The 13,676-nt window shown below is 29.7% G+C and carries 11 protein-coding genes; 2 read left to right on the forward strand and 9 right to left on the reverse strand.

The window, feature by feature from the left end:
* Positions 1–136 precede the first annotated feature (136 nt).
* From LJD34_RS10390 to LJD34_RS10405, 4 genes are all read right to left on the reverse strand, one after another.
* Complete coding sequence (locus tag LJD34_RS10390) at positions 137–1,027, reverse strand: Rpn family recombination-promoting nuclease/putative transposase (protein ID WP_032090673.1); 891 nt, start codon at positions 1,025–1,027, stop codon at positions 137–139.
* 61 nt (positions 1,028–1,088) lie between these two features.
* Complete coding sequence (locus LJD34_RS10395; RefSeq protein WP_147580297.1) at positions 1,089–2,252, reverse strand: MalY/PatB family protein; 1,164 nt, start codon at positions 2,250–2,252, stop codon at positions 1,089–1,091.
* A 2-nt stretch (positions 2,253–2,254) separates the two neighbouring features.
* Positions 2,255–3,100 (reverse strand): DUF3737 family protein, encoded by an 846-nt coding sequence (locus LJD34_RS10400; protein ID WP_227359829.1) that lies wholly within the window; start codon positions 3,098–3,100, stop codon positions 2,255–2,257.
* Between the two features lies 1 nt (position 3,101).
* The gene (locus LJD34_RS10405) at positions 3,102–3,335 is read right to left on the reverse strand and encodes a hypothetical protein (protein ID WP_227359830.1); all 234 of its coding nucleotides are present in this window, start codon (positions 3,333–3,335) and stop codon (positions 3,102–3,104) included.
* Positions 3,336–3,464: 129 nt separating this feature from the next.
* On the opposite strand from LJD34_RS10405, the gene LJD34_RS10410 reads away from it, so the two are divergent.
* Both LJD34_RS10410 and LJD34_RS10415 read left to right on the forward strand, forming a co-directional pair.
* Positions 3,465–4,352 (forward strand): LysR substrate-binding domain-containing protein, encoded by an 888-nt coding sequence (locus LJD34_RS10410; RefSeq protein ID WP_227359831.1) that lies wholly within the window; start codon positions 3,465–3,467, stop codon positions 4,350–4,352.
* A 63-nt stretch (positions 4,353–4,415) separates the two neighbouring features.
* On the forward strand, positions 4,416–5,327 hold the full coding sequence (locus LJD34_RS10415) for a prepilin-type N-terminal cleavage/methylation domain-containing protein (RefSeq protein WP_227359832.1): 912 nt from the start codon (positions 4,416–4,418) through the stop codon (positions 5,325–5,327).
* A gap of 43 nt (positions 5,328–5,370) precedes the next feature.
* Here LJD34_RS10415 and LJD34_RS10420 read toward each other — a convergent pair whose 3' ends face one another.
* From LJD34_RS10420 to ppk1, 5 genes are all read right to left on the reverse strand, one after another.
* A complete protein-coding gene (locus LJD34_RS10420; RefSeq protein ID WP_119363822.1) occupies positions 5,371–6,810 on the reverse strand; it encodes a glycoside hydrolase family 1 protein in 1,440 nt (479 codons plus the stop codon).
* A gap of 118 nt (positions 6,811–6,928) precedes the next feature.
* Complete coding sequence (locus LJD34_RS10425; RefSeq protein ID WP_227359833.1) at positions 6,929–9,295, reverse strand: diguanylate cyclase; 2,367 nt, start codon at positions 9,293–9,295, stop codon at positions 6,929–6,931.
* Positions 9,296–9,324: 29 nt separating this feature from the next.
* On the reverse strand, positions 9,325–10,455 hold the full coding sequence (locus LJD34_RS10430; protein ID WP_227359834.1) for a GGDEF domain-containing protein: 1,131 nt from the start codon (positions 10,453–10,455) through the stop codon (positions 9,325–9,327).
* A gap of 76 nt (positions 10,456–10,531) precedes the next feature.
* Entirely contained in the window at positions 10,532–11,599 is a 1,068-nt protein-coding gene (locus LJD34_RS10435) for a 6-phosphofructokinase (protein ID WP_032090684.1), read from the reverse strand.
* A gap of 10 nt (positions 11,600–11,609) precedes the next feature.
* A complete protein-coding gene (gene ppk1 / locus LJD34_RS10440; protein ID WP_227359835.1) occupies positions 11,610–13,649 on the reverse strand; it encodes a polyphosphate kinase 1 in 2,040 nt (679 codons plus the stop codon).
* Positions 13,650–13,676: the final 27 nt, after the last annotated feature.

The following is a 13,676-nucleotide window of genomic DNA, read 5'->3' on the forward strand; positions in this document are numbered from 1 at the left end:
TTTTAAATATTTTCAAACTTTTTCATAAAATCACTTGAATTTTATATAGTTAGCTCCTCGTTTAAAAATCATAACAAAATCCACTTTCTTTTTCATTGGACGAATTGTCCAAAAGAAAAGCACGATTTCTCGTACTTTACTTTCCTATTATTCTCTTTATTACTTCTAAATCTTCATTATTTAATAACATATCAAAGATTTCATCATATTGTTTTTCTGTGAGATTTTCTAACCAACTTATATCTTCATTTGGATATTTCATTTTATAGAATTTTATGACATGCGATTTTGACTTTTCTACTTTGCCTTTAGCTTCTCCATCGACATAATGAGCTATCTTATCAAATTCAGCCTTTTCATAAGCCCAGGCTTCTTCTCTTAAGTTCATATCTTCCATAAACTTATCATATTTTTCTTTCATGATTTGTCCCACCCTTGTCATCTTTATTCTATCACATTCATTACCTTTTTCAATGACATAACAAAGCTCTTCTAATTCATTTAAATGATCTTTTCCCTTTTCTTTAACTATTTTTTCAATTTCTTTTAAAAACACATAATAAATATGTATTAAACTTCCTTTATCATCATGATATTTATTATCCATAATACTAAATTTTCTTATTAATTCATGATATTCCTTATCTTCTTCATGATATAGAATTATTTGATATACCGGTTGCAACTTTCGATATTCATCCCCACTTTTTATTTGTAAAGCAATATTTTTAAAAGCATAATATTGAAATCTTCGATGCAAACTTTCAAATAAACCTGCTGATTGTACTTCAATATTAATATATTCTCCTTCTTGGGTTTTTACTCTAACATCTAAAATAGATCTTTTTTCCCGATAGTGATGTGTCATTAACTCTGAATTAATAACATAAAGTTCTTTACAGCGAATAGGTGTTATTTCTTCAATAATCTTTTTTAGAATATACTGGCATCCTTCATCTTCATTATCATAAACAAAATACTTAAATAATAGGTCATTATAAAATGGTATGGTTATCTTCTCTTTCATCTTTTGGTCCTCCTATTATTTATATTGTATTTTTTCATACGTTTTTCTTTAAAAAAAGAATTTATTTGTTTTGATACAAATAAATTCCTTCTTTAAAACGATTTAAACCATCTTTTAATCTTTCAAATGGGCAAGCTACATTCATACGAATAAAAGCTTTTCCATTTTCACCATATTCTAGACCATCACTTACATAAAGACCTGTTTTCTTTCTTATAAAAGAAGTGAGTTCAACACTATCTAAACATACCTTATGACAATCGATCCATAAAAGATAAGTTGCTTCTGTAGGCACTACATAAACATCTTTGATTTCTTTTTGAATAAATGAAATCGCATAATCTTTATTATTTTGAATATATTGATTTAATTCATTAAGCCAATCTTCACTTTGATTAAAAGCTGCCTTTGTGGCACAAATCGCAAAACTATTTGGTTCTGCCACTTCATCCGTATTAATTCCTCGATTGACTTTATGTCTTAATACTTCATTTGGTACAACAATACAGGCTGTTTGCATCCCTGCCATATTAAAGGCTTTGGTTGGTGCAATACACATAATTGTATTTTCTAAATTTGTTTTTGAAACGGAAGCAAAAGGAATATATTCTTTTTGAGGATTGGTAATATCACAATGAATTTCATCACTTAAAACAATAACATGATGTTTTGCACATAAATCACCAATTCTTTGTAAAGTTTCTTTATCCCAAATTTTACCTATTGGATTATGGGGATTACAGAAAATCATTAATGTTGTTTGACTTAAAGAAAGTTTTCTTTCTAAATCTTCAAAATCAATATGATATTCTTTTCCATCAAAAACAAGGTCACTTGACAAAACATGTCTTCCATTATTTAAAATAGAATTATAAAAAATATTATAAACTGGTGACATAATCAAAACATTTTCACCTACTGTTGTCACCTTTCTAACTACCGAAGAAATAGCAGGAACAACTCCTGTAACAAACATCATCCAATCTTTTTCCATATGAAAATGATGTCTTCTTTCCCACCAATTTTGATAAGCTTCAAAATAATCATCAGGTACCGTATTATAACCAAAGATTTTATGATCCACCCTATTATGTAAAGCATCTATAATAGCTGGAGCTGTTTCAAAGTCCATATCAGCTACCCACATAGGAAGTTCATTTTCTTTAACATCCCATTTATATGAATTTGTATTAAAACGATTGGTCATCTTTGAAAAATCGTACATCTTTACATCTCCTTTAATTGAATCTTTGTTTGACTTGGATCAATGATTTGATCATCAATAATTATTTCACCAATACTCTGTGCACTAATTTTACCAGAAATAGGATTTGTAATACTATCAATATGACTTACAATTTGTGCATCAATATCTTTGCAGAATTCAAAAGCTAGAGTGGTATTAATTAATTTACAATTTACCATCTTTAATCCTTCGATATAACATAATCCTTGTAAACTTTCAATTGTACAATTCACAAAAGTAATATTTTTCGTATTCCATGCAAGATATTCACCAATAATTACTGAATCATAAACCGTTACATTTTCACAATTCCAAAAAGCATCTTTTGAAACAAGTTTTGAATTTCTAACAATAATATTCTTACCACCATCAAAGCAATAATTTCCTGATAAATTCAAACCATCAATTTCAATATTTTCACTATTCATTCCAAAGTAATCACCTTTAGCAACCACATTATATAACTTAATATCACTACATTTCCATAAGGTTTCTTGAGCATTGACCATATTAACATTTTCTAAAGAAATATGTGTCCCTCTTCTAAATGTTTTAGGCGCATCAATCACGCTATCTTTAATATTAATATGATGAGTATACCAAATACCTGATCTAGCAGTTTCAAGTAAGGTACTGTTTTCTACATTGATATGATTACAATACCATAGTGGATATTTCCACTTAAAAATACTTCCACTAATATCTATATGATCACTTTCTTTTAAAGGCGATTCTCCATCTGCAAAAATACTATCTTCTACTTTTAAATCATGACTTTTAAATAAAGCTCTTTCACCTTTTAAATAAGCTTGTTTAACTAATTCCATCTTAATCCTCCTTCATTTGTTTCTTTAACGTATATATTAAATAATCTAAACAATCTATTTTCTTTTGTTCCTCATGCAATTTATCTAATAAACAACAACGATGACACTGTAATGATTTTATCAACATCTTCAAATCATCATTATTATATTTTTTAATACACATTGTAATAAGTTCTTCATCACATCCTGCATCTTTTAAATTCATAATTAATTCTTCAATTACTTCTTTTCCCAAAGCTCTCACCACTTTCCTTTATTATTGTAATTCTTTATCTCTATATTATCAAATACCTATAACAAATATATTTCTATACTTGCAAGGCATAACAAAGATGATTAAAATAAGCATAAAGGATGTGAAATCATGGAATTTAGACTTCTACAATATTTTCTTGCGATTGCAAGAGAGGAAACAATTTTAAAAGCGGCTGAAAGCTTAAACGTGACTCAGCCCACTTTATCAAGACAAATGAAAGAACTTGAAGATCATTTAGGAAAACAACTTTTTATTCGTGGTAATCGTAAAATTACTTTAACAGAAGAAGGTATTTTACTTCGCCAACGTGCTGAAGAAATTGTCAGTTTGGTTGAAAAAACAGAAAGTGAAATTATGCTATTCGATGAAACTTTAAGTGGTGAAGTATGTATTGGTAGTGGTGAAACGTTAGGCATCGAAATCATTTGTAAAGCCATTCAACGTGTACAAGAAGATTATCCACGTATCCAATTCCATTTATTTAGTGGTAATGAACAAGATGTGACAGATCGTCTTGAAAAAGGTCTGATTGATTTTGGTATGATCATTGAACCCGCTAATATTTATAAATACAATCATTTATCTTTACCTTATCAAGACTTATGGGGCATCTATATAAAAAAGGATCATCCTCTTGCTTTAAAAGAATCAATTACTCCTCAAGATTTAATTGATGTTCCTCTTCTTTGTTCCTCACAAGAATTAAAATATAAACAAATAGAAAATTGGGCCAATTCTTATTTTTCTAAGTATCATATTATTGCAACCTATAATTTAATTTATAATGCCAGTATTTTAACAAAGGAATGCAATGGAGCTGTGATTTCTTTAAAAAACCTCATTGATACAAGTAATGAAAGTTCTTTGTGTTTTAGACCCCTTGAGCCACAAATCACCTCATCACTTGCCTTTATTTGGAAAAAATATCGCGTTCTTTCTAAACCTGCACAATATTTTTTAAAAGTATTAGAAGAAGAAATAAAAAAAAGCTCATAATGCCCACAAATTAATAAAAATATGATAAAGTAAAATAAATCATTCATTAAAGAAGGGGTGCCTATGAAAAGAAAAAATAAAGGATTTACTCTTGTAGAAATAATAGTAGTTCTTCTAATTATTGCCATTCTTGCAGCTATCGCTATTCCAGCTTGTCAAGGATACCTTGAAGAAAGTCGCGAATCGCATGACCTCATCAACGTTCGTGCTGCTTGTACAGATATCATCGCGATGGGAAAAACAGGATATAAAACAGATATTGTAAGAAAAGTAGAACTTACACAAAAGAAAGATGATTGGCAAGCTTTTGATTCTGTAACTATTGCTGGTATTACGCACAAGAAATCAGATGGTGACACTGATAACTGGAAAGGAATTCCTAAAGCCGGTGGTGTTTGTGAAATCTCATACAATAAAGAAAAGAATACTGTTGTTTTTAATTGGAAAGGAAGTAAGACAGAAGAATCCACTATTGATTTTACATTGGGTTTACATCAAGCGTTAGACGCCAGTGGCTTATTAACCGGTACTCTAAAAGATCTGCATTTTTTTGAAATTGATTCAACATACAGAAAATCAGATATGGCTAAGGAAATAAGAAAGTACATTAAAGATAACAGTTTGTTAAACCATGGCACATGGGCCTATTATGGAGATGCAACGAAAAATTCTGAAAGATATTTATTTTGGACTTCATTTGATTTGAATAAAGATAAATCTCTTGCTAACAAAGAGATTCCTGTTATTATTAGTACAGCTGATGGAAAATACTACGTTTCATCATCAAAGGCTACTCAAAGAAATTACAACGGCGTAACTTATATAACTATTGTTGATAAAAAGGGTAATAGCAGTCAATACAAACCATACATAGAAAAAGGGACAAAATATGACTCACTTGAAGATGCTTATAAAGCTTATGCTAATGTTGTAAAAAATAGTTATCCTGATTACAAAGATACTTTACCACAATAGTAATAACAAAGTAATAAAAGAGCTCAATTGAGCTCTTTTACTATTATTTTAAATCTTCTCCATTTGTTTCGATGACTTTTTTATACCAATAGAAAGATTCTTTTCTTCTTCTAGCAAAATCTCCTGTACCATCATCATATCTTTCTACAAAGATAAATCCGTAGCGTTTTGCCATTTCTCCAGTTGAAGCAGAAACTAAATCAATACATCCCCAAGGTGTATATCCTCTTAAATCAACACCATCTAAAACAGCTTCATGCATTTGTTCAATATGACTTCTTAAATAATCAATACGATAGCTATCTCTGACTTTACCATCTTCATCAATTGTATCATAAGCCCCTAACCCATTTTCTACAACAAAGATTGGTAATTGATAACGATCATAAATTTCATTTAGTGAATATCTTAAACCAACTGGATCAATTTGCCATCCCCAGTCAGATGCTTTTAAGTATGGATTAGAAACTCCACCTAAGATATTTCCTTTTCCACCTTCTTTTGTTTTATCAGCAGTTTGACAGTTTGACATATAATAAGAACATGTATAGAAATCTACTGGACCAGTTGCAAGAATTTCTTCATCTCCTTCTTCCATTTTAATTTCAATATTATTTTCTTTAAAATATCTCTTTATGTAGTTTGGATATTTACCACGACATTGAACATCACTGCAGAACCAGTTCATTAAATGATTCTTTTGTTGATTTTCAATTTGATCATCTGGATTACATGTAAGACCATAACTTGTGGCCATGATTTGCATACATCCTACTTGATAGTTTGGATCAATTTCATGTGCCATTTTCACTGCTAAAGCACTTGCTACAAATTGATGATGTAATCCTTGGAAACGGTTTTGAGGAACATCTACTTGATCCATAAATTCCATTTCTTTAATCTCATTTAAAATACCTTGTCCTAAAAATGCTCCCATTGCTGTTGTTGCACTATTGATTTCATTAAATGTTAGCCAATATTTTACTTTTCCCTTATAGCGAGTAAAAATAGCTCTACAGAAATTTAAGTAACAATCAATCATACGACGATCTACCCATGAATTCCATTTTTTTGTTAAGTTAAATGGTACTTCATAGTGAGAAATTGTAATGAGTGGTTCAATACCATATTTTAAACATTCATCAATTAATTCTTCATAGAATTTTAAACCTGCTTCATTAGGTTTATCTTCATCACCATTTGGGAAAATACGTGTCCATGCAATAGAAAAACGATACATTTTAAATCCCATTTCCGCAAATAACGCAATATCTTCTTTGAAGCGATGATAATGATCAATCGCATCATGACTTGGATAGAATGTCCCTTCTTCTAATACTGGTGTAATTCTTTTACTTTTTGTAGCAGTTCCTCCTGTACAAATATCTGGACAAGAAATACCTTTACCACCTTCTTGCCAGCCTCCTTCTAATTGGTTTGCAGCTGTTGCTCCACCCCAATAAAATCCTTTTGGAAAACTCATTTTTCTTCCTCCTTGTTTTGATATACAAAATTTCAAAATTCATTATAGCTTATCCTTTGAAAAAGCGCTTACTTTTTTCAGTATTGTAAAATTACTTGACAAACACAAAAGGTGAACCTTAATCCACCTCACTTGTTTTCTTTACAACGATCGAACGCTTTGATTTCTTTCCTTCATACATCAATTTATCGGCTTTTTTAATTGCATCATTGACTTTTGAATTTCCATAAATACCCCCAACAGTAATTGATAATGATAAATCTTCATAATCATCTACTTTTGTTTGTTTTACACATTCACTAATTTGATACAACCGAGTTGTAAAAGTATTATAATGAATATCTTGGAAAACAAGTAAAAATTCATCCCCACCATAACGTATAAAGATATCATCAGATCGAATGCATGATTGAATAGCTTTAGAAACAGCTTTGATTGCTTGATCGCCAGCATTATGACCATATTGATCATTAATTGCCTTAAAATTATCGGCATCGATCATTGCTACTGCTGATACATCATTAATGTATTGAACGTATTCTTCATAATAACGTCGACTATAAGCATTAGTCAAAACATCTGTATAGTATTCTTTATTATAAGTTACGATATCTTCTAAGAATCGTGTTTTTCCATGAGCTCCTAAAATAATATCTTCTTTTGTTTTATAAACAAGTTCTAAGACCCAAGGACGTTCATCCACTTCTACATACTGCGCAATAATGGCATAAATGTCATAATCAACAAATTCTAATTTAAAAGCTTGTCCTTTTCTGATATACGCTTGCTTAGAAATACAATTGACACAAACATCTTTTCTTTTCCAGTAATCATAACAATTGCCTTCAATAATTTCTATTTGATCATTCTCTGCTTTTGCGGATTGATGTTTTTGAAAATCTATCAAACGAACAACCATAAAAACATCTTTTAAATGTTCAATAAAATCTTTTATTTCGGTATATGTATATTTTAAAGAACTATTTTCTTGAATATTATGCATAATTTGAATATTGTTGTCTTTAACAAGTTTTCCAACAACTCCTTTATAAACACTTCCATTCCATCGCGTACTTGCTTGTAAATGATACCATTGTTTTTGTTTTCCAGTTTGTGCATAAATCTTTAAATCAACCTCGGGATTTAAATGTGTTGTTTCTTTGATTTTATCTTTAAGTAATTTCATTGTTGATTTATTAAAGAAAGAAGATTCATAATTTATTGGATGATAAATTATTTCATCAATCCCTAGATCTTTAGCTGCTTGTGAAGAAATATAAACAGCATCTTTAAATGCATCGTATTCAAATGTCATTTCCTCAAAAGTTTTTATATTTTGAGACTCATTATTTTTTTCTTTAGGCATTTCACTTCTAAATTGTTTAATAACGAGCTCATCTGTCATCTTTGAAACAACTGCTTGATCTGCATAATTTTCATTTTCAAATAAAGAAGCTTTCATTTCTTCACTAATATCATAAAGACATTCTAATAACAGGGGATTAAAAACCCCACATTGACCATCAATAATCATCTTCATAGCTTGTCCATGACTATATGCTTTTTTATAGCAACGTTCACTCGTAAGAGCATCATAAACATCCGCAATTGAAACAACTTGTGCTGAAATAGGAATTTGATCACCAACTAATCCATCAGGATAACCATGTCCATCATATCTTTCATGATGCCAACGACATATTTGATAAGCATACTCCAATAAATCATTATTATTGTAGTTAGGAACTGTTTTCAACATTTCTGCACCAATCAAAGAGTGTTGTTTTACGATTTCAAATTCATCTTTTGTAAGTCGTCCCGGTTTATTTAAAATCTTTTCATCAATTGAAATTTTTCCAATATCATGTAAAGATGAAGCTGTACTAATAAGTAAGATATCCGCATCACTTAACTTATATTCGTGCGATTTTTTACCCATTTGTAATAAAAGCATTTTTGTAATTGTTTGAATATGTTGTATATGTAAACCACTTTCGCCATTTCTAAATTCAACGATATGCCCTAAGACATTGATTAATGTCGTATTATTGTTCACTCTTTTTTGAATTTGTTGTTCTACTAAATGAACCAGTTTCTTTTGTTTTTCATAAAGCATTAAAGTGTTTTTAATTCTTCGATTAATAATATAACTTTCAAAAGGTCTCCTGATATAATCAGTTGCTCCAAGTTCATAAGCCTTTTCCATAGAAGTCGTATCTCCTTCTGAAGAAATAATAATAACAGGAAGATATTCTAAATAACGTTGTTCCTTCATCTTTTCAAGAACTTGATAACCATCCATATTAGGCATTACAATGTCTAATAAGACTAAATCAATCGATTTATCTTCTTTTATCATTTCTAAAGCTTTTTTTCCATCTTCTGCTTCTAAAATTTGATATTGATTCCTCAATAATTCGCATAAAATTATTCGATTAATCTGGGCATCATCAACAATCAATATTTTTGCTTTTCTTTTTGGCATACACATACTCCTTCCATGACTCATTTTTATCACTTTTTCACATTTTTATTTAGATACATATAGTGATCTGCTTTTTCAATAAATTTTGGAATATAATTTAATGACTCATCATATTTAGCATAACCAATACTCACACTAAAATCTGGTAAACCTTCATAAGATTGTTGAAATAATCTTTGTAAATTATTAAATACAGGAGTTATCTCCTCATTTTTATCTCTTTCACATACCATGATAAACTCATCTCCACCATAACGTGAAATAAAACAATTATGTAAATGTGCAATTTGTTTTAAAATATCAGCTGTCTTTAAAATGATTTGATCTCCAACAACATGCCCAAGTTCATCATTTATCTTTTTAAATTGATCAATATCTAATAAAAATAAATAAAGATCTTTTTTTTGATGATTTTCCTTCATTTTCATTGTTAAATAAATATTCAATTGTTCTCGGTTATTGATTTTGGTAAGCGGGTCTAATGAAATAAGGTTTTGTTGAAAATAATTATAAACAATAAAAATTGAATATGTGAGTCCTAGATTAAAAATAAGTAAATGATCCACTGTAATTTGAATTAACGCAGTAATAAAAGGAAGAAAAGAAAAACGAACAATCACTTTATATTCCTTTTGATATAAGTAATTCTTTGCTTTTTTAGATAAATATCCTGCTTTTATTGAAAGATAAAGGATATAAGCAAATAAAATTAAAAAATAGAATGGTAACAATTTGCCACGATGATAGTTTCCTGCTTGATCAATAACAAATAATCCATGTGTCCAATAAGAAAGCAAAGAAGATCCTATAAAAAAGATGAGAGGAATAAAAGTAAGCACTAATATTTTTTTATGCTTCAAAACAGCTGAATGAAGTGTTTTTTGGACATAAACATACCAAGAACAAACAAGCATTGCTAGTGAACAAAAATAGAAGCTATTAAATATTCCACTTTGAATCTTACTAAAAGTAAGAAGATGTTTTACATTCATGATCCAAATTGCATCCATAAACAAATAAACACAAGCCCAAGCAATGGTATAATAAAAATAGTTCCAATGATCATTTTGTTCACGATTGATATACATTTGATATAAAATTCGAATCAATAACAATAAACAAAAAACATCCATTTCTAAACTCATTATTTCACTACTCATAATACACCTTCATTCATATCAATATAGCCTTATTATACACTATTTACTAATGCAAAAAAACACCGTTAAACGGTATTTATTCGCCAAATGTAATCCCCATTTTTTTAGCACTCGAAACAACTTCACACTCAGGATCAACAAATTTTAATTTACCTGCTGTTTCACTTAAAGGAATTGCTTTGATTTCATTTTTATCAAAAACAACAAGTTTTCCAAAATCTTTGTTTAAAAGAAGATTTGCCCCATATACCCCAAAGCGTGTTGCCATAAAACGATCATAACCACAAGGATTGCCTCCTCTTTGAATATGTCCAGCTAACGCCACACGAATTTCATTAGGAATCAACTCTTGTAATTGTTCAGCGACTTCATAAGCAACCGAACGTCCTTGGCGACTTGCAACTTTTGCTTTGTATTTTTTCTTTGATAAAAGACTATCTTCTTCACTAATCGCTCCTTCTGCACAAGCAATGATTGTATATTCTTTCCCTGTTTTTTGATTTTCTTTAATTTTTTTCGCAACCACTTTAATATCATAAGGAATTTCTGGAAGTAAAATCGCATCCACTCCTGCTGCAATACCTGCCTGTAAGCAAATATGTCCTACTTTATGTCCCATGATTTCTACAACGAAAACTCGACTATGACTTTTAGCGGTTGTTTCAATTTCATTTAAATAGTTTGTTGCAATATCGACCGCACTTTGAAAACCAAAAGTATAATCTGTACCCCATGTATCATTATCGATTGTTTTAGGGAGTCCTATCACATTTAAACCTTCTTGTGCTAACATGTTAGCCGATTTTAAAGAACCATTTCCCCCTAAAACCACAAGACAATCAAGTTTCAATTTCTTATATGTTTTTTTCATAGCTTCAACTTTGTCAAAACCATCTTCAATAACACGCATTTTTTTAAAAGGACAACGTGAAGAACCTAAAATCGTTCCACCAACATTTAAAATATCTTCAAAATCACTTAAAGACATCTTTTTATATTTTTCATACATCAATCCTTGATAACCTTTTAAAAAGCCAATGATTTCAATATCTTTTCTTTGTTGGTAAAGTGCTTTCACTAAACCACGCATTGTTGCATTAAGTGCTTGACAATCACCACCACTTGTAAGAATTCCAACTCTCATAAAACTCCTCCTATTTCACATCATTTTTAAAAAAGTATTCTTGACTATTCATTTCTCTATTTTTATTTTTTATACGTTTGTATTTACCATTACTTTCTAATGAACATGCTTTTACATTATCACGAAGCATACAATCAAACATTGTTAGTAACTTATGTTTTAATTTTTCATCTAATACAGGCGCTGCCACTTCAACACGTCTTTCAAGATTTCGTGTCATTAAATCAGCTGAAGAAATATAAACAGTTGGATTATTTTTACCGAAAATATAAATTCTAGAATGTTCCAAATATCTTCCAACAATTGATAGAACTCGGATATTTTCCGTTGCTTCTTCAACACCAGGAATAATACAACAAATTCCCCTTACAACCATATCAATTTGAACCCCTGCTTGACTTGCTTCAATAAGCTTATCAATCATCTTTTTACTTGTTACTGAATTACATTTAAAGCCAATATAAGCTTCTTTTCCTTGTTTAGCAAGTTCGATTTGTTCATCGATATACTTAAAGATATGACTGATCATACAATGTGGTGCTACCATGAGTAAATCTGTATGATTTTCGGTTTCACCTAAACATAAATGATTAAATACTCCATTAATTTCTTCTCCGATTTCATATTTAGAAGTCATTAATGATAAATCTGTATAAAGTCTTGATGTTTTTTCATTATAATTTCCCGTACCAATTTGGCTAATATATTGAATTCCTTTTTCATTTTTATACGTGATTAAACATAATTTAGAATGCACTTTTAAACCATCTAAACCATAAATCACACGACATCCGGCCTCTTCTAAACGTTTCGACCAACCAATATTATTTTCTTCATCAAAACGCGCTCTTAATTCAACTAAAACAACAACTTCTTTTCCATTTTCTGCTGCTTTAATTAAAGATTTTACGATTTTAGAATTCTTTGCTACACGATAAAGTGTCATTTTAATACTTACCACATTTTTATCATTACTTGCTTCATCTAAAAGTCTTAAAAATGGTGACATAGATTCAAACGGATAAGAAAGTAATAAATCTCTTTTTAAGATTTGTTTAATCATTGGTACTCTATTTTCAACGAATGCATTATTTCTTGCTTCTAAACGTTTATAGAACATACTTGGACAAATATATCTTAAACGCTCTCTTAATTCACCCACAAAACCAAAATCAAGAGGTGAATTATTAATGAAAACTTGATTTTTCTTTAAATTCAAGAAATTCATCAACATAAGTACTTCAAGTTCGCCTAATCCTGGCGTCATTTCTAAACGCATTGGTGAAAGTTTTCTTCTTTGTTTAATTAAGTTTTCCATCATTTCTCGATAATCTTCATGTCCTTCTAATGAATGATCATCTTCATCAATATCCGCACTTCTTGTTACACGAATAAGTGCTTTTTCTTTTACAGTATATTTAGAAAAAATACGTGAAACAAAATGTAAAATAATATCTTCTACTAAAATAAATTTTTGTGGTTGACTTGGAAGTGCAATCAGTCTTTCATCCATCGCATTAGCACAAGAAATAATTCCCATTTTTCTTTTACCTTTTTTCGATTCAAGGCGTACAACGACATACATTTCACGATTGTTGATAAATGGAAATGGTTGTCTTTTAGAAATAACTTGTGGTGAGATAAGTGGTAGTAATTCTCTTTCAAAATAATCAGCAAAATAACGACGGTCTTCCTTGCTTTCAATATCTTTATATTTTATTACTGACCATCCTGATCGTCCAAGTTCTGACATCACATTTTCATAAATACGATCTTTCTTTTTATTAAGATAATGGACTTTTTTTAAACAGGCTTTTAATTGTTCTAAACCCGTCATTCCTGTTTTATTGTCTTTGGAATCTGGATAAAATAACATTTGGTCATAAAGTGATCCTATACGTACCATAAAAAACTCATCTAAATTCGTTTGATAAATTGAAATAAAGCTTAACTTTTCCGCAAGTGGTACTTGTGGATCTTTTGCTTGCATTAAAACACGATCGTTAAATTTAAGCCATGATAACTCTCTATTTTCTCGGCATACGTTCATTTTTATTCCTCCAATGTATAATTTATA

It is taken from the genome of Faecalibacillus sp. MSK20_93, from assembly GCF_020589945.1.
GTDB classification, from domain to species: domain Bacteria; phylum Bacillota_I; class Bacilli_A; order Erysipelotrichales; family Coprobacillaceae; genus Faecalibacillus; species Faecalibacillus intestinalis.